This is a genomic window from Clostridium sp. AF28-12 (assembly GCF_003435225.1).
Classification (GTDB): domain Bacteria; phylum Bacillota; class Clostridia; order Lachnospirales; family Lachnospiraceae; genus Pilosibacter; species Pilosibacter fragilis.
Genome location: NZ_QWGJ01000001.1, coordinates 339663 through 357955 on the forward strand (window position 1 = coordinate 339663; position 18293 = coordinate 357955).

Here is an 18293-nt window from a genome sequence, read left to right on the forward strand (position 1 = left end):
ATTAAAAGAGGAGACCGCAGATGCGGTCTCCCTCAGGATCGAAAGAGATTTGTAACGGTTCCGCCCGGGAGCGGTATCGTTCCAGAATGTGTATCGGATGTGGACTAAATCGCATCGGGGGGGATCAAATCGCACCGGGGGTCTTGCATGAAAATTTCCGGTATGGTAAAATCCTGTCTGAAAATATACAGTGCTTGTAACAGTTCAGTACCTTTGCAGTTGCGGGCAAAAATCTATTCCGGACCGGCTGTGCGATGGGATTATTGACACTGCCGGAACGCAGAAGGAGGAAAAAGTCATGAAAGAAACATGGAACGTCCTCGACCCGGACGAGTATGTAAAACACAATCCATTTATGGGATATACCAATATGAAGATTGAAAAGATCTCCCCGGAATGCAGTGAGATCAGTATGAAGATCACTCACGGCGTGACAAACCTGATGGGCATGGTCCATGGCGGAATGCTCTATGCTCTGGCAGATGTGGTAACAGGCCTCACGGCCAGAGCCGACGGAAGAAAATATGTGACCCAGAGCGCCCATATAAACTTTATCCGGAACGTATCGGAAGGAACGGTCTATGCAAAAGGCATCCTGATCCGCCGCGGCAGATCCATCACAATCGTCCGCAGTGAAGTGACAGATGAAAAGGGAGATCTTCTCGCTGATGTGACCGTGGACATGTTCTGTCTTGGAGAGTAGTCTCCTGGCAGGAGAAAAACAGGCCAAACCTGTCAAAATCACAAGAGAAAAATTTGAGACAACTCATCCAGGCGTGTCATGATCGAAAAACGCCGTATTTTCAAAGAAAATTTAAGGTTTCTCCTTGACATGCAGAAAAACTCTGTATATAATAATGGGGCGTGCATCGGGTACGTCCCGTTTTTTGTGCGCATAAAGGCTGAAAGCAGCAACCAACAGTCAATATCACAGGAGGTGAAAAGAATGCCAACATTTAACCAGTTAGTAAGAAAAGGTAGAGAGACATCTGTAAAGAAATCTACAGCTCCGGCACTCCAGAAAGGATACAATTCCCTTCATAAGAAAGCCACAGATACATCTGCTCCGCAGAAGAGAGGTGTATGCACAGCTGTTAAGACTGCAACTCCTAAGAAGCCGAACTCCGCTCTTAGAAAGATTGCCAGAGTACGTCTTTCCAACGGTATTGAAGTAACAAGCTATATCCCGGGTGAGGGACATAACCTTCAGGAGCACTCCGTTGTTCTGATCCGTGGTGGTCGTGTTAAGGACCTTCCGGGTACCAGATACCACATCATCAGAGGTACTCTTGATACTGCAGGCGTTGCCAACAGAAGACAGGCTCGCTCCAAGTACGGCGCAAAGAGACCGAAAGATAAAAAATAATTGCGAAGCAATTATTGCTACTCAAACGTAGCGAAGCGGAGTTCGAGTTTCCCGTCTTAAGTGGCGGTCGATAGAAACTTGAACAACCGCATAGGGATCACTAACAGGAATAAAGTGAATGCGTACAACGCATATTAGTGCCGGTGGTATTTGACCTGTGGTTGCAGGAGATAGATAGAAAACCGCGCGCGAACACATTTTATGGAAACATGTGAGTACCGATGATATAATTTTTATAATTAAGGAGGGAAGTAACGTGCCACGTAAAGGACATACTCAGAAAAGAGACGTATTAGCAGACCCGCTTTACAGCAACAAAGTTGTAACCAAGCTGATCAACAACATCATGCTTGATGGTAAGAGGGGCGTTGCTCAGAAAATTGTTTACGGCGCTTTCGAAGAGGTCGCTGAGAAGACCGGTAAGGACGCTGTAGAAGTATTTGAAGAGGCTATGAACAACATCATGCCGGTTCTCGAGGTTAAGGCAAAACGTATCGGTGGTGCAACATACCAGGTACCGATCGAGGTTAAGCCGGAGAGAAGACAGGCATTAGGCCTTCGTTGGATCACTCTCTATTCCCGTAAGAGAAGCGAGAAGACCCAGGTAGAGAGACTTGCAAACGAGATTATGGATGCAGCTAACAACACTGGCGCATCTGTAAAGAAGAAAGAGGAAATGCATAAGATGGCTGAGGCTAATAAGGCATTTGCTCACTACAGATTCTAATAGGAGGAAAAATCCTTGGCTGGAAGAGAATATCCGTTAGAGAGAACCAGAAATATCGGAATCATGGCTCATATCGATGCTGGTAAGACAACAACGACAGAGCGTATCCTTTATTATACTGGTATTAACTATAAGATCGGTGATACTCACGAAGGTACAGCTACCATGGACTGGATGGAGCAGGAGCAGGAGAGAGGTATCACGATCACATCCGCAGCTACGACTTGTCACTGGACACTTCAGGAAAAGACAAAGCCGAAGGCTGGCGCACTTGAGCACCGTATCAACATCATCGATACACCAGGCCACGTAGACTTCACTGTTGAGGTTGAGCGTTCCCTCCGTGTACTTGATGGCGCTGTTGGCGTTTTCTGTGCAAAGGGTGGTGTAGAGCCGCAGTCCGAGAACGTATGGCGTCAGGCTGATACCTACAACGTACCGAGAATGGCATTCATCAACAAGATGGATATCCTTGGTGCAAACTTCTACGGCTGTGTAGATCAGATCCGTACAAGACTTGGCAAGAACGCGATCTGCATCCAGCTCCCGATCGGTAAGGAAGACGAGTTCAAGGGAATCATCGACCTCTTCGAGATGAAGGCTTACATCTACAATGATGATAAGGGCGATGATATCTCCGTAACAGACATTCCGGAAGATATGGCAGATGATGCAGAGCTTTACCACAGCGAACTCGTTGAGAAGATCTGCGAGCTCGATGATGACCTCATGATGCAGTATCTTGAGGGTGAGGAGCCGACCGTTGATGAGATGAAGAAGGTTCTTCGTAAAGCAACCTGCGAGTGTCAGGCAATTCCGGTATGCTGCGGTACAGCATACAGAAACAAAGGCGTACAGAAGCTCCTTGATGCGATCATCGAGTACATGCCGTCTCCGCTTGACATCCCGCCGATCAAGGGCGTTGACCTTGAGGGCAACGAAGTAGTTCGTCATTCTTCCGATGATGAGCCGTTCTCCGCACTTGCATTCAAGATCATGACAGACCCGTTCGTAGGTAAACTTGCATTCTTCCGTGTTTACTCCGGAACAATGAACTCCGGTTCCTACGTATTAAACGCAACAAAAGATAAAAAAGAGCGTGTTGGCCGTATCCTTCAGATGCATGCGAACAAGAGACACGAGCTTGACAAGGTTTACTCCGGTGATATCGCCGCTGCAGTTGGATTCAAGTCCACAACAACTGGTGATACAATTTGTGACGAGCAGCATCCGGTAATCCTTGAGTCCATGGTATTCCCGGAGCCGGTTATCGATATCGCAATCGAGCCGAAGACAAAAGCCGGACAGGATAAGATGGGCGAGGCTCTTGCAAAGCTTGCTGAAGAGGACCCGACATTCCGTGTTCATACTGATACAGAAACAGGCCAGACCATCATCTCCGGTATGGGTGAGCTGCATCTGGAAATCATCGTTGACCGTCTCCTTCGTGAATTCAAGGTAGAGGCTAACGTTGGTGCTCCGCAGGTTGCTTATAAAGAGACAATGACTAAGGCTGTTGACGTAGACAGCAAGTACGCGAAGCAGTCTGGTGGTCGTGGACAGTACGGTCACTGTAAAGTACACTTCACACCGATGGATCCGAACGGCGAAGAAACATTCAAGTTCACTTCTTCCGTTGTCGGCGGTGCTATTCCGAAGGAATACATTCCGGCTGTCGGCGAAGGTATCGAAGAGGCTACAAAGGCCGGTATCCTTGGCGGATTCCCGGTACTCGGCGTAGCTGCAGATGTATATGATGGATCTTACCATGAGGTCGACTCTTCCGAGATGGCATTCCACATCGCTGGTTCCATGGCATTCAAGGATGCTATGGCGAAAGGTAACCCGGTACTTCTTGAGCCGATCATGAAGGTAGAGGTTACAATGCCTGAGGAGTACATGGGCGACGTTATCGGTGACGTTAACGCACGTCGTGGACGTATCGAGGGTATGGAAGATATCGGCGGCGGCAAGATGGTTAAAGCATATGTTCCGCTTGCTGAGATGTTCGGCTACTCCACAGACCTTCGTTCCAGAACACAGGGTCGTGGTAACTACTCCATGTTCTTCGAGAAATACGAGCAGGTACCGAAGAGCGTTCAGGAGAAGATCATCGCTGAGAGAAAGGGCGCTGCGAAATAATCCCACGGGATTATTTCCGGTTTCCTCTTGCATATAGCAAGAATAGGCTTGAAAAAATTTTTCGAATAGAATATAATAGTATTCAGCCTAAGTTAAATATGATAGCCCAATGGGCGCAAAATTAAGGAGGACGTTTTAAAATGGCAAAAGCTAAGTTTGACAGAACCAAACCGCATTGTAACATTGGTACCATTGGACACGTTGACCATGGTAAAACAACATTAACAGCAGCAATCACAAAAGTTCTTGCAGCAAGAGTTGCAGGTAATACAGCTACAGATTTCGAGAACATCGATAAAGCTCCGGAAGAGAGAGAGCGTGGAATCACTATCTCTACTGCACACGTTGAGTACGAGACAGAGAAGAGACACTATGCACACGTTGACTGCCCAGGCCATGCTGACTATGTAAAGAACATGATCACTGGTGCTGCTCAGATGGATGGTGCTATCCTCGTTGTAGCTGCTACTGATGGTGTTATGGCTCAGACAAGAGAGCACATCCTGCTTTCCCGTCAGGTAGGCGTACCGTACATCGTAGTATTCATGAACAAGTGCGATATGGTTGACGATCCGGAGCTTCTTGAGCTCGTAGAGATGGAGATCAGAGATCTTCTTAACGAGTATGAGTTCCCGGGAGACGACACTCCGATCATCCAGGGTTCTGCTCTTAAGGCTCTTGAGGATCCGATGGGCGAGTGGGGCGACAAGGTTATGGAGCTTATGGACGCTGTTGACAGCTACATTCCGGACCCGGTTCGTGACACAGATAAGCCGTTCCTTATGCCGATCGAGGATGTATTCACAATCACAGGTCGTGGTACAGTTGCTACAGGCCGTGTAGAGCGTGGTACTCTTAAACTCAACGATGAGGTTGAGATCGTTGGTATCCACGAGGAGACTCGTAAGACAGTTGTAACTGGTATCGAGATGTTCCGTAAACTTCTTGATCAGGCTCAGGCTGGTGATAACATCGGTGCTCTTCTTCGTGGTGTTCAGAGAACTGAAATCCAGAGAGGACAGTGCCTTGTTAAACCGGGTTCTGTAAAGTGCCACAAGAAATTCACAGCTCAGGTTTACGTTCTTACTAAAGACGAGGGCGGCCGTCATACACCGTTCTTCAACAACTATCGTCCGCAGTTCTACTTCAGAACAACAGACGTTACAGGCGTTTGCGAGCTTCCGGAAGGTACAGAGATGTGCATGCCGGGCGACAACGTTGAGATGACAATCGAGCTTATCCATCCGGTAGCTATGGAGCAGGGTCTTCGTTTCGCTATCCGTGAGGGCGGCAGAACTGTTGGTTCCGGTAGAGTTGCTACAATCATCGAGTAATCAACGAATCTAATACCGAGGTGCTTTGCACCGAAAAAATAAATATAGTATCTCCGTGAGATATTTGTGTCCAAGCGCAAGATGCCCGCAGAACTTTGTTCTGCGGGTTTTTCTGTTACAAAAACAATATATGCTATGTTAGCAGTACCGAATTTGTGATTTTGCCGTAGACGAAAAGATTACATGCACCTAACTGATTTTACGCTTGACTAACCAATAGTTTGAGGAGTATTCTATAAAAAGAAGATACAAAATAAATAAATTCATATAAATTTACAGACAATATCCGATAAAACAATTGTAAAGCATAGGATCAGGGGGCGTTATTATGCAGGCTTTATCAACGGCAAAATCAGGGGAACGTTATACAATTAAGTGGATGCTCGGAAACCAGAAGGTGATGGATTTTCTTCATCGCCACGATTTCTGCGAGGGAAACCCGATCGATGTGATCCTGCGGAACAATGACTGGATGATCATTGGAAATGACATGTGCAGAGTCGCGATCGGATGTGAAGTTGCGGACAGGATCCAGGTTTAAGGTTTTTGAAAGATAAATAAAGAATGGGATCTTCGATAAAAGAAGGTGTGGCGGACAGAGAAAAAAGGTCTGGCGCACCTTTTATATTGCCATGCATCTGGAAAAAGCTGCCGGTGGCAGGTTCTGTAGCCAGGAAAGTCGGGAAAAGTTCTTCCCGCCGGGAAACTGGATGACAATCCCGTCGCCTTATGATATGCTTGAGGAAGAATAAGGATCAGGAGGACGTTTAGATGGTGAATATATACGGAACGCTGGGACCGGCATGCGCAAGCGAGAAGGTGCTGGCGGAGATGTTTTCACTGGGAATGACAGGAATGCGGCTGAACCTGTCCCATGTTACGCTCGCAGAGTCAGGGGATCTGATTGGAAAGATGAAGCGCGCAGCAGAAAAATGCGGGGTAAAACCGCAGCTTCTCGTGGACCTTCAGGGACCGGAACTGCGAACTGGAACCATCTCTGAGCCTGTTTCGTTGAAGAATGGGGACATTGTAGAGATATGCGGAATCCCAGAAAAAGTGAAGGATTCCTCAGTAAGTGGGGCAGATAGAAAAGAAATCGCACAGAAATCTGAAAATAAAGATATCGAGAAAATACCAGCTGAGAAAAATATATGTGGAAAAGGTTCTGGAAACGCTGATCGGTCCCAAAATAAACGTGACCATGTGAAAGCACCTGGAGAGTATGCGAAGATCATGCTGCCGGAACTCACCTTCCCATACCTGATTCCGGGTCAGGAAGTTCTTCTGGACGATGGGAAGATCCATTTAAAAATTGTGGAAAAAGCGGAAAATGTGACCGAGAATGGTGGAGAAAACACTCAGGAAAAGCGTTATTTCGCAAAGGTCCTCTGGGGCGGTCTCCTAAAGAGCAGAAAGAGCGCGGCTCTTCCGGGCGCGAAGATCTATCCGCCGACGCTGACAAATTCTGACCTTGCAAACATTAAGATCGCAAAAGAGATGGGCGTGACCGGTGTCATGCAGCCATTTGTGAGAGATCACAGTGATTTGGAGCGCGTAAAAGAGGCGCTTCGGGAGGCGGGAGCGGAGGATATCAGGCTCTTCGCGAAGATCGAAAACATGGATGGCGTCCGGAAACTGGAGAAACTTCTTCCGGCGGCGGATGAGATCGTGATCGCCAGGGGTGACCTTGGAAATGCCGTTCATCTCTGGGACCTTCCGGGTGTCCAGCGCCAGATCTCCGAGAAGTGCCGGGCGGCGGGAAAGCCGTTCATGGTAGTGACCCAGATGCTGGCCTCCATGGAGCGTAGCCCTGTCCCGACCCGTGCGGAGGTAAATGATATCTTCCATGCTGTGATGGATGGCGCTGCTTCAATCATGGTGACAGGGGAGACTGCGGTCGGAGATTACCCGGTGGAAGTCATCCGGTATATGGTGAATACGGTGAGAAGCGCGGAGAAGGAAGAAAATAGATAAACAATTGCAAGTGTTTAACAAATTTATGCACTTGACGTGCGAAAAATTCAGAAAGAAAAAATAAGTAGAATGACTAGAAAGCGAAAAAATACGTTCCATATACGGCAGGTACGATTCTTTCATCCAGAGCTTAGAAAGAACCGTTGGCACACCGGGATGGAACGTATTTTTAAATGGGTGATGTAAGGGCGGAGCGTGTGGAAGACGAACTGGCTGGTCTCAGGGGTGACCGGGATGTGGGAGAGATCTACGAGAAGACCGAAATTGTTGTGGGTCATCCGCATCTCGGCGCCGAATTTTGCCGCGTATGGAGCCGGTTCCATGAGGGAGGCTTTGTCGGGAAAACTCATCCATTGGAGCGCACCGACGCGGAAATATTTGTGGATCGATTCATTCATAATTTTAAATGTAGTTCAGTATCGTAAGGATCGGAACATTTCCTTTCTCCTGGATAGCAAATGACGACAGGAATTTTTGAAATGAAATGTCACAGGAAATTCCAGATAATTTCCTGTGACACAGTGGCGCTAAAAAGCCTGATATGCCCAGTCAAAATTATTTCATGTTCACTACATGAACCGGTTTTCCGTTTAAGAACGCCCGGATATTCTCCACAGTGCAGTCCATGATCCGCCTGCGGCTTTCCTTCGGAGCCCATGAAATATGCGGGGTGATGATGCAGTTTGGAGCTTTTAAGAGCGGGTTGTCAGCCTTGATCGGCTCAGTGGAAACGACATCGAGACCGGCGGCAGCGACTTTGCCGGAAGCAAGCGCTTCTACGAGGTCCACCTCGTTGACAAGCTGCCCGCGGGCATTGTTCAGAAGAATCACGCCGTCCTTCATTTTCGCGATATTTTCCCGGTTGATGAGTCCTGCGTTTTCCGGGGTCAGATTGCAGTGCAGGGAGATCACGTCAGCCTTCGCGAAAAGCTCATCCTGGGTAACGTAATCCGCGATCGCGCGGCCGGATTCATTCGGGTAGAGGTCATAGGCGATGACGTTCATGCCGAGAGCTTTCGCGATGCGTCCCTCAGCCTGACCGATGCGCCCGAAGCCGATGATGCCCATGGTCTTTCCCTCCAGCTCGATCAGCGGATAGTCCCAGTAGCACCAGTCAATGTTTTCAGCCCATTTTCCTTCATGGACAGTCTTGTCATGGTGGCCGATGTGATGGCAGATCTCAAGGAGAAGAGCGATGGAGAACTGGCTGACAGATGCGGTTCCGTATGTCGGAACATTTACGACAGGAATCCCCTTTTCAGCGGCGTAGTTATAGTCGATGACATTGTAGCCGGTGGCGAGAGCCGCGATCAGCTTGATACGCGGACACTTGTCGATGGTCTCACGGGAGATCGGGGTCTTATTTGTGATGATAATCTCGGCATCACCGATACGTTCAGTGATCAGAGGTGATTCTGTGAAGGAAGTTCTGTCATAGACGGTGAGGTCACCGAATTCTTTTAACGCGTTCCAGCTTAAATCGCCCGGGTTTTCTGTATATCCATCTAAAACTACAAGCTTCATATATAATCGTCTCCTTTTTTGAAAAAATTGTGGGCAGATAAAACACAGAAGAGTATCCGCCAAAAGGCTCAGAAAGTGAAAATATAAGTTTCATGCACCTGATTTGAGGCTGATAAAAATTTTGAGTTCCCAATTCCCGGTAGTCTTTCTCGGTTATGAAGTGCCTACAGGTTATAAAAACCATCGAAAGAAATCAAAGACCGCTATATTTATCTTAAATTTCCAATCTGAAACAGTCTAAGCACATTCTCTGCAGTATTCAGCAGATTCTCCTCCGCATGACTCATCACATCCTCCAACGACATGACGCCCGGAACCGTGTCGAAGATCGCATCGATCCCGAAATTATAAAGCGTTTCGCATCCGTCGCCTTTCGCCCCGGCGATGGCAACCACCGGAACATTCCTGACTTTTTTTGCGCGTTCCGCGACACCGACAGGAACTTTTCCCAGCGCGGACTGGAAGTCAATCCGTCCTTCGCCCGTAATTACAAGGTCCGCCTGCTTCACATGCTCATCGAAATCCGTGAGATCCAGAACCAGGTCGATTCCCGAGCAGATCGTCACCGGGAAATACGGGAGAATTCCGCAGAGCAGGCCGCCTGCCGCTCCGCTCCCGTCGGTGTCGGCGGCAGCGCAGTGGAGTTTATCCTTCAAAACTGCGGCATAGTGAGCGAGCGCCGCGTCAAGAATCTTCACCTGCTCCTCATCAGCCCCTTTCTGAGGTCCGAACACGGTAGCTGCTCCGAGGGCTCCGCAAAGGTGATTTTTTACATCGCAGGCAACCAAAAACTCGCATCCGGCGGCTTCCCTCAAAAGCCCATCCGTGGAGATCGAGGCAAGTTCCCTTAAGTGGACACCGCCTGGTTCCAGTTCCTTCCCATCCTTATCGAGAAACGAGATTCCAAGGGCGCCTGCCAGCCCGGCACCGCCGTCGGTGGTGGCGCTTCCGCCGAGACCTAAGATGATCTTTTTAACTCTATGTTCCAGGGCGTGACGGATCAGCTCGCCCGTTCCAAAGGTGGACGCGTGCAGGGCATCCCGCTCCTCAGGTTTTAATAAGGTAAGTCCGGACGCCGCAGCGGTCTCGATCACGGCGCTGCCGTCCGGGAGAAGTCCATACTCGGCGGTTATTGGGCGCCCCAAAGGATCATGGGCAGGAACGCTGACTTTTGTTCCTTTCATGGCAGCAACCAAGGCATCAACGGTTCCCTCTCCGCCGTCAGCGACAGGAATCTTTGTGATGGTCACATCCGGGATTACATTTTTTGCGGCACGTTCAATGGTATCGGTCACTTGTCTGGCAGAGCAGCTTCCCTTAAAGGAATCTGCGGCGATCAGTATGTTCATGTTCCATTCCTCCCTTGTATACACAGTAGAACCACTGTATTGAGTGGCTGATAAAGCATGGATTTTAAGTCGAGAGCTTATACTTTCCGGTTAGTTCCGTATAGGAACAGGCTATTGAAATATTATCATTATAACAGAAAATCAGGGTACGAACATGTACCCTGATCAACTTACTGAAAAATATCGTTACAGTTCAGCCATTACATCTTCTTGTTTTCATATTCATGAAAACAAGAAGCTTGGTGGTTCCACCATATGCTGATTTGGATGAAAAAGTGCTTATGCAAGCAAGCTTGCAACACACTTTCTCATTCAAACCAGCGCATGGCTGAACTGTAACAAAATATCCGTTTTTTGTATGAAAGACTGAACTCACGCAGACAAGATTTTACAGATAAAGCAGTTTCAAATTGTGAAAGATGGAGTCTGCGGAGAACCGTGAATCGACGATTTAGTATGTATCTAACGGCGGCTCAACAGAATCCGGCAGCGGGCAGGTATAGTGTCCACCGTTTCTCTTGTGGAGTTCTTTCTTTGCGGCTTCGATCACATCCGGGCGGTCCATGGTGCGGATGCAGGAGAGAGCCAGGACTTTTGCTGCGGTCAGGAGTCCCTTGTGGGCTAACGGGCTGCAGGACTGGGCAACCATCTGCCAGGAGTGTCCGACATTTCCGACACATGCGGTGGCAATATTGATATTTAAGGTCGGGGCGGCGTATCCGACATCACCCACATCTGTAGAGCCGGCGGTCAGCTTGATCTTATCCGGGTTGAACGGGTGGATCTCGGAATCCAGCGGCCTTTCAAGAATCTCCTCTAATCGGTCTTCCCCGTAAGTCTCAATGATCTGGGATTTGATGTTTTCCAGGGTGGTCGCCGGGTAGGTATTTAAGAATTCCTTTGCCATCCTGTAATCCGCGTCATCCCATTTCGGAGCGCCGACTTCCTGTAAACACTCGTCCGCAACCGCCGCCAGGGCGTTGTTTGGAAGATATTCGGTGAACGCCATGGAAAGCTCGCACTCAAAGGTGGTATCGGTCATGATGGATGCACCGCGGGCAACATTTTTTACGCGCTCGAAGAGCTCTTTTACCTGGTAGACCCACGGAGAGCGGACCTCGTAGCGGATCGTCGCGTGATCCTGTACGACGTTCGGGGCGGTTCCGCCGGCATCGATGTAAGCGTAGTGGATCCTCGCTTCCGGGATCATGTGCTCTCTCAGGTAGTTGCAGCCCACGTTCATGAGTTCAACGGCGTCCAGGGCACTTCTTCCGAGGTATGGGGTTGCGCCTGCATGGGAGGCAACACCCTTAAAATAGAAGTTTGCGCCCATGATGGCGTTGCTGTGATTGCACTCGACGGCGTTCTTTGTTGCCGGGTGCCAGGAGTATACGAAATCGACATCGTCGAACATGCCTGCGCGGGCCATGAACTGCTTGGAACCTGCGCCTTCTTCAGCCGGGCAGCCGAAGTAGATGATGGTTCCGTCCTTCTTGTTGGCGATCAGGTATTCCCTGACAGCCAGGGCAGCGGCGAGAGCGCCGGTACCGAGCGCGCAGTGGCCGCAGCCATGTCCCGGAGCGCCTTCCTTTAAAGGTTCCTTGTGCGGGTCAGCGGCCTTCTGGCTTAAGGAAGACAGGGCATCATACTCGCCGAGGATTCCCATGACAGGTTTTCCTGTTCCGTAGGAAAAGGTTCCGGTAAAGCAGGTCGGGATTCCGGCATCGCCTTCCGTCAAGGCAAAGCCCTCTTCTTTTAAGATTGATTTTAACAGGGCAGCCGATTTTGTCTCATGGAACGCCAGCTCGGCATACTCCCAGATCTTATCGTTGGCATCCAGGATCTTCGCGGATTTTTCGTCGATCACGCGGGTGAGAAATTCCAGGTCTTTATTCATGTGAGATTCCTTCCTTTCTGAAAATTTAGGATGGCGAGTGGGAAAATTATTTCTTTCACACTGCGCTGTGATATAGAGTTAGTTTACAACAGTTTGCGGAAAAGTACAATGGAAAAAGAAGTTTTGCGGAAAATTTTCTGCGAAGTTTTGTCCTCTGTTCCGGGCGGTCGTGCGGCAATTCTGCGGCAGGTATTTACCATGCAAGGAAAGGCATGGTATAATGGGCGTTAACAAAGAAGCTAAAACTCGGGAACGCAGACTGCCGAAAGGCGGCGGAATGGGCTGCGCATCCTGGCAGATAATAGAAATACAGGAGGGAAAATTATGCCAAAGCTGATCTATGTGGCGGATGATGAAAAAAACATTTGTTTTCTGATAGAAAATTTCCTGGAAAAAGAGGGATATGAGGTGGAGTGCTTCGGGGATGGCGAGTCCCTTCTTGACGCGTTCCAGAAAAAAGCGCCGGATCTCTGCATCCTCGATATCATGATGCCGGGGATGGATGGCCTCACGGTCTGCACCCAGATCCGGAAGACGAGCCATGTTCCGATCATCATTGTCTCCGCGAAGGATTCCCCATTAGACCGGATCACCGGAATCACTCTCGGAAGCGACGATTACATGGTAAAACCGTTCCTGCCGCTGGAACTTGTGACGAGAGTCAAGGCGTTATTCCGCCGCGTGGACACATTCTCCGGACAGGAGGAAGAGGCGAAGGATTCCTATGAGATCGGGGATATCAAGCTCTACCCGAAGCGCCGTGCCGCGAAGTTAAAGGACGAAGATTTTGCCCTGACACCGCTGGAATTCGACTTCCTGTGCCATATGCTGGAGCGCCAGGAACATGCGGCGAGCCGTGATGACCTGTTAAAATCTCTCTGGAAGGTGGACAGCAGGGAAGTTGACACCCGCGCCGTGGATGACATGGTGAAGCGTCTCAGGAAGAAACTGAAGGACCAGAAGAGCACCGTGAAGATCGAGACCGTATGGGGCTACGGATTCCGCCTGACGAGTGGAGGAGAGGCATGAAATTAAGTATCCGGATGAAGATATTCCTTCCGGTGATGCTTCTTCTGATCGCGTTCCCGGTTGCGGCGTGGTTCGTGTTCAGCTATGCGCTGGACGGACATATGAACTACAACGCGAAGCGTGACCTGGGGCAGATGGTGAAGACGGTGGAGGAATTGGCGGACGAGTACAGGAACCTGGACGTGCCGGACGAGACAAATGCGCAGGATGACAGGAGAAGTCTCCTAAATGCCCTGCGGAACGCGGCCCAGACGGAGTCCGGGGAGTCGAAGATGCTGGTGATCGGAAACAAGTACCGGGTGCTGTATCCGAAAAACTATGATGACCAGCCGGAGATGACCCAGATGTACTCGGAGTTCCTGACGAGAATGACCGGAAATGATCCGGCGTTCGAGAGCGGGGAGATCACGGAGGAGACCATCGGTGACACAAAATATATGCTCTATTTCCTGGATGTGGGTCAGAACCGGCCCGGTCATGTCCAGAATGTGCTCTTATACTGTCCGATCCACGATACCAGCGTGATCTTAAATGAGGTGTCGAGACTGGTGTTCATGATCATGGGAGCGATGGCGGGCGTGTCCATTGTGCTGTTCTGGTTCGTCACGGGAAGTATTTCGACTCCGGTGAGCCGTCTCTGCGAAGCTGCGCGGGGAATCGGTGAGAAGAAGTTTAAGAAAGTCGAGACCGGAACCAACGTAAAGGAGCTCTACGAGCTGGAAAATGAGATCAACCAGATGCAGGATAACCTCTTAAAGGCGGACGAGGCGGAGCGTGTGTTTTTCCAGAACGCGTCCCATGAGCTCAGAACGCCGCTTATGTCCATCAGCGGTTATGCCCAGGGAATCCAGAGAGGCGTCTTTGAGGACGTCTCTCAGGCAGCAGGCGTGATCCTGGACGAGAGCAGCCGCCTGACGGAAGTTGTTGACGGGATCCTGACGTTGACGAGAATGGACCAGATGCGGTACCAGGTTGTGCCGGTGGAGATGGGGATCCGGGAGTACATCGAGGACCAGATCGAGCGCCTTGAGGGACTTGCGTATCAGAAAAAAATAAAATTGGAATTTTTGCCGGGGGATGAGCATAAAATTATCTCGGATGTGATGCTTTTAGGCCGGGCGTTCTCGAATGTGACATCAAACTGTATCCGATACGCAAAGGAGATGGTCTGGATCTCCGTGGAGGAGAACGGGGAGCAGCTAAAGATCACGATCCGGGACGACGGGCCGGGAATCCTAGAAGACGATCTTCCTCATCTGTTCGATCGCTTTTATAAAGGGAAGAACGGAAATCACGGGCTGGGGCTTTCCATCGCAAAACGCTCCATGGAGTACATGGGAGGCGATATTGCGGCAAAAGCCTCGCCGGAAGGTGCCATATTTACGATCATACTGCCGCAGGATTGCCGCAGCTTTGCCGTAGAAGAATGGACAGAAGTGTGATAAGATGATAACAGTTCAGAGAGTGGACTTGTAAGTGTGATAAGCAGACATTTGCAGATATTCTTTGAATGAACGGAACATGGAAAATATCCACCTATTGAATAAAAAGTAAAATCGGGTGGGTTTCAGATGTTTTAGTATCTCGGGAGCACGAAAGTGTCAAGAGATTGATTATCAGCTTGCAATGAGGAGGACACGAAGATGAAGAGGATTTTATTTTTATTCGGTCTTCTGGTATGTCTTGCGGGAATGCCGTTGACAGCTTTTGCGGATAATAAGACTGCGAAGCAGACGTATGAGACGGCGATCTCGGACAACTGGAAAACGATGTTAAAGAACAGTATTGCACTGGATACGATCAACGCGGAGAACAACACCCACCTTTTAAACTGGCAGGATGTAAAGAACCCGTCGGACGAGGCGGTAAAGCTTGTGGAGAAGATCCGGAAGCTCCAGGCAGAGCAGGAAGAGGATCAGGAGAGCATGGACCCGTACACAAAGGCGAAGAAGACCTGTGACGAGAAGTTAAATGCGGACGGCGCGAATGCGGCGCTGGAGAATATTATCCGGATCCAGAAAGACCGTCTGAGCGATCAGAAGGAACTGCAGGCACTGTGGGCGAAGGTCGACAAACTGCTGAAGTAATTCTGGAATGATTTTTACGAAAGAGGAAACGGCTGTGAAGTGAAATAAAACTTCGCAGCCGTTTTTTGTGCTGTCAGACAGCTGAAATATGCTGCCAGCAGTAAAGGCAAGCCCCCTTTTATCAGATGATTCAACCCTGGAAGTCAGCTAAATCCGGAATATATTCCTTCAGGATCTCCGGATGATAGTTTGCGATCAGTTCCTCCGGAAAGTTTAACTCCTTTAAGAGGGCCTCCGCCCGTCCATGTTCCCCGACAGCCGTCGTAAAGTGGGCATCGCTGTTCATGATAACCGGAACCTTGTATTTCGCACAGAGCGGAAGAATGATCCGGTCATTTTCGTATGCGTGGATGCGGGATCCGCCCGGGGTCAGGGATGTGTTGTTGAGCTCGATCATCCGGTGGTGCTCCTTTGCGGTCTTCACTACCGCCTCGTAGTCCAGCGGGAATTTTCCGTCATCCGGGTGTCCGAGGATCGTGACATATGGATTTTTTAATGCTGTGACGACAGCGAAGGTGTTTTCTTCCCTTGTTCCCGGCTTTAAGCAGAGGTCATGGAGACTGGCAACGGTGTAGGATAACCGCTTTAACATCTTTTCCGACAGGTCGATGGTTCCTTTATAATCTACGATATTTAACTCACAGCCGAATAAAAGGCGGACGCCCTCCAAGACCGGCGGGATCACTTTGAAGTTACAAAACTGCATCTCCCCACAGCTTCCGGGCATGGACGGGGCGTGCTCGGTGATGCCGAGGATCGGCAGGTCCTTTAAAGCGGCGGCATGGACCATCTCCGTGATGGTTCCATAGGCATGTCCGCTGGCGATGGTATGGGTATGCAGGTCAGCATAATCTTTCATGGTGAGTGCCTCCAAAATATATACTATGCGTTACTGCTCACGCTTTGCGCAAACAGTAACTGATTTTGCCGATGCTTCGCATTCCAGATCGGCAAAATCCACTACCGCCACTGTATTGTACGGAATTTTCAGCTCAGAAAACTCCTACCCGTGTACAGTAATTACTATGCACATTTTATCATGATTTTTTTGTGAAAACTATGGCAAATATTCACAGAATATGGTTAAATAGAGAAAGGAATTACTATTCATAATTATGCCGTCCGACGGCGTAAGGGCAGATGGTGAGAAAAGGAGAGATGACATATGGAATCCATGGACGATTACAAAGAGGAGCTGGAAGCCTCCCTTAAAAAAATTAGAGTTGGCGATGTTGTGACAGGTACCGTGATCGATGTGACAGATGACGCGGTGATCGTGGACTTGAAGGCTTACGCGGACGGCGTGATCCGCAAGGACGACCTGAGCGAAGATCCTGATTTCAACATGGCAGAGATGATCCATCCGGGCGACGAGATCACAGCCACCGTGATGGCGACAAACGACGGCGAGGGAAATATGGTCCTCTCAAAGAAGGAAGCAAATCAGGTCCTCGCGTGGGATAAGCTGAAAAATATGATGGAAGAGCGCACCGTTGTCCCGGTAAAGATCGCAGAGATCGTAAACGCCGGCGCCGTTGCGTACCTGGAAGGAATCCGCGGATTTATTCCGGCTTCCCGCCTGAGCGACGAGTATGTGGAAGACTTAAAGGAATTCGACGGAAAGACCATCGAGGTAACCGTTATCACCGCCGACGAGGAGACACACCGCCTCGTATTATCCGGCCGCGAGGCAGCCAGAGAGAAGAAACAGGAAGAGACAAACAAAAAAATTGCAAAATGCGAAGTCGGCGCTGTCATGAAGGGTACCGTCGAGACCTTAAAGGACTACGGCGCATTTGTAGAGCTTGAGAACGGACTTACCGGTCTCCTCCATATCTCCCAGATCAGCACAAAGAGGATCAAACATCCGGGCGCTGTTCTGAAAGAGGGACAGGAAGTACGTGTAAAAATTATCTCCACCGCAAACAACAAGATCAGTCTGTCTATGAAGGAGCTGATCGAGGAGGAAGAGGAGAGAGAAGCTGAGGACACCTACGGATATAAGGAAGAAGGTCAGGCAAGCACAGGTCTTGCGGATCTCTTAAAGGGTCTGAAGCTGTAGCAGAGAACGCGTGAAGACATGGTCGCATGGACGGAACGTTCCCGGCTGCAAAGAAAGGGGGCGTCAGCATGACGAAAGAGTCTGGAGGCTTTGATCAGATCGATCAGTGGAAATCAACAATGTTTTTATACAGCTCCGCGTTAAAATCCATCAACACGAAGATCGAGATCTTAAACAATGAATTTATCCAGTTATACAATTACAATCCGATCGAGCATATCACTTCCCGCTTGAAGACACCGGAGAGTATTGTGAAAAAGCTGAAGAATGATGGATGTGAAGTCTCGATCGACAATATGGTGGAGCACTTAAATGATATCGCGGGAATCAGGATCATCTGTTCCTTTATGTCCGACATTTATCCGATCGCGGATATGATCGCAAGACAGGCAGATATCACGGTCCTGCATGTCAAGGACTACATTAAATACCCGAAGACGAACGGATACAAGAGCTACCATATGGTAGTGACGATCCCGGTCTATCTGTCGGAAGGAAAGCGGGACACGAAGGTCGAGATCCAGATCCGGACTATCGCCATGGACTTCTGGGCATCCTTAGAGCACAAGATCGCTTATAAATTTGAAGGAAAAGCGCCGGATTATCTGGAGCGGGAGTTGAAGTCCTGTGCCGATATGGTGGATATGCTGGACATGAAGATGTTCTCCTTAAACCAGGCGATCATGGCGGTCGAGGAGGAAGAGCGGCGTGTTGAGGAAGAAAAGCGCCGCGAGCGGGAAAAGGCAGAAAAAAGACAGGAAGAACTTGCAGGAAACGGTCCAACGTAGGCCGTTTCCGTTCG

The 18293-nt window shown here is 49.4% G+C and carries 16 protein-coding genes and 1 pseudogene; 12 read left to right on the forward strand and 5 right to left on the reverse strand.

Features of this window, described 5'->3' with window-relative positions; all coding sequences use genetic code 11:
- Window positions 1-298: 298 nt before the first annotated feature.
- From DWY93_RS01505 to DWY93_RS01535, 7 genes are all read left to right on the forward strand, one after another.
- Entirely contained in the window at window positions 299-703 is a 405-nt protein-coding gene (locus tag DWY93_RS01505; protein ID WP_015553334.1) for a PaaI family thioesterase, read from the forward strand.
- Window positions 704-946: 243 nt separating this feature from the next.
- A complete protein-coding gene (gene rpsL, locus DWY93_RS01510; RefSeq protein ID WP_015553336.1) occupies window positions 947-1366 on the forward strand; it encodes a 30S ribosomal protein S12 in 420 nt (139 codons plus the stop codon).
- Between the two features lie 256 nt (window positions 1367-1622).
- Entirely contained in the window at window positions 1623-2093 is a 471-nt protein-coding gene (gene rpsG, locus DWY93_RS01515) for a 30S ribosomal protein S7 (RefSeq protein WP_021905592.1), read from the forward strand.
- Between the two features lie 15 nt (window positions 2094-2108).
- Window positions 2109-4235: an elongation factor G gene (gene fusA, locus DWY93_RS01520; protein ID WP_117469197.1), complete on the forward strand. Its 2127-nt coding sequence runs from the start codon at window positions 2109-2111 to the stop codon at window positions 4233-4235.
- A 140-nt stretch (window positions 4236-4375) separates the two neighbouring features.
- Entirely contained in the window at window positions 4376-5569 is a 1194-nt protein-coding gene (tuf, locus tag DWY93_RS01525; RefSeq protein WP_117471647.1) for an elongation factor Tu, read from the forward strand.
- A gap of 328 nt (window positions 5570-5897) precedes the next feature.
- Window positions 5898-6110 carry a FeoA family protein gene (locus DWY93_RS01530; protein WP_015553338.1) on the forward strand — a complete coding sequence of 71 codons (213 nt, stop codon included), beginning with the start codon at window positions 5898-5900 and terminating at the stop codon, window positions 6108-6110.
- A gap of 230 nt (window positions 6111-6340) precedes the next feature.
- Window positions 6341-7543 (forward strand): pyruvate kinase, encoded by a 1203-nt coding sequence (locus DWY93_RS01535; RefSeq protein ID WP_117471648.1) that lies wholly within the window; start codon window positions 6341-6343, stop codon window positions 7541-7543.
- 173 nt (window positions 7544-7716) lie between these two features.
- Here the strand turns inward: DWY93_RS01535 and DWY93_RS17350 are convergent.
- The 4 genes and pseudogenes from DWY93_RS17350 to DWY93_RS01555 all read right to left on the reverse strand — a co-directional run.
- Window positions 7717-7881, reverse strand: a pseudogene (locus DWY93_RS17350) (sugar phosphate isomerase/epimerase); the annotation flags it as partial.
- Between the two features lie 217 nt (window positions 7882-8098).
- The gene (locus DWY93_RS01545; protein WP_117471649.1) at window positions 8099-9067 is read right to left on the reverse strand and encodes a D-2-hydroxyacid dehydrogenase; all 969 of its coding nucleotides are present in this window, start codon (window positions 9065-9067) and stop codon (window positions 8099-8101) included.
- 209 nt (window positions 9068-9276) lie between these two features.
- The gene (locus DWY93_RS01550; protein ID WP_117471650.1) at window positions 9277-10416 is read right to left on the reverse strand and encodes a glycerate kinase; all 1140 of its coding nucleotides are present in this window, start codon (window positions 10414-10416) and stop codon (window positions 9277-9279) included.
- A gap of 451 nt (window positions 10417-10867) precedes the next feature.
- Window positions 10868-12313, reverse strand: a complete 1446-nt coding sequence (locus DWY93_RS01555; RefSeq protein WP_117471651.1) for an amidohydrolase — start codon at window positions 12311-12313, stop codon at window positions 10868-10870.
- Window positions 12314-12637: 324 nt separating this feature from the next.
- Here DWY93_RS01555 and DWY93_RS01560 point away from each other — a divergent pair, with 324 nt between their 5' ends.
- The 3 genes from DWY93_RS01560 (at window position 12638) to DWY93_RS01570 (ending at window position 15429) form a co-directional block, all read left to right on the forward strand.
- Window positions 12638-13342, forward strand: a complete 705-nt coding sequence (locus tag DWY93_RS01560) for a response regulator transcription factor (protein WP_015553345.1) — start codon at window positions 12638-12640, stop codon at window positions 13340-13342.
- A complete protein-coding gene (locus DWY93_RS01565) occupies window positions 13339-14784 on the forward strand; it encodes a HAMP domain-containing sensor histidine kinase (RefSeq protein WP_181968465.1) in 1446 nt (481 codons plus the stop codon). The genes DWY93_RS01560 and DWY93_RS01565 overlap by 4 nt, the downstream gene beginning before the upstream one ends.
- A 201-nt stretch (window positions 14785-14985) precedes the next feature.
- Window positions 14986-15429 (forward strand): hypothetical protein, encoded by a 444-nt coding sequence (locus DWY93_RS01570; protein ID WP_015553347.1) that lies wholly within the window; start codon window positions 14986-14988, stop codon window positions 15427-15429.
- 130 nt (window positions 15430-15559) lie between these two features.
- Here the strand turns inward: DWY93_RS01570 and DWY93_RS01575 are convergent, their stop codons facing one another.
- On the reverse strand, window positions 15560-16288 hold the full coding sequence (locus DWY93_RS01575; RefSeq protein ID WP_117469202.1) for a phosphatase: 729 nt from the start codon (window positions 16286-16288) through the stop codon (window positions 15560-15562).
- 306 nt (window positions 16289-16594) lie between these two features.
- On the opposite strand from DWY93_RS01575, the gene DWY93_RS01580 reads away from it, so the two are divergent.
- Together DWY93_RS01580 and DWY93_RS01585 are read left to right on the forward strand one after the other, a co-directional pair.
- Complete coding sequence (locus DWY93_RS01580; protein ID WP_015553349.1) at window positions 16595-17491, forward strand: S1 RNA-binding domain-containing protein; 897 nt, start codon at window positions 16595-16597, stop codon at window positions 17489-17491.
- Between the two features lie 68 nt (window positions 17492-17559).
- Window positions 17560-18279 (forward strand): GTP pyrophosphokinase family protein, encoded by a 720-nt coding sequence (locus DWY93_RS01585; RefSeq protein WP_021905580.1) that lies wholly within the window; start codon window positions 17560-17562, stop codon window positions 18277-18279.
- Window positions 18280-18293 lie beyond the last annotated feature (14 nt).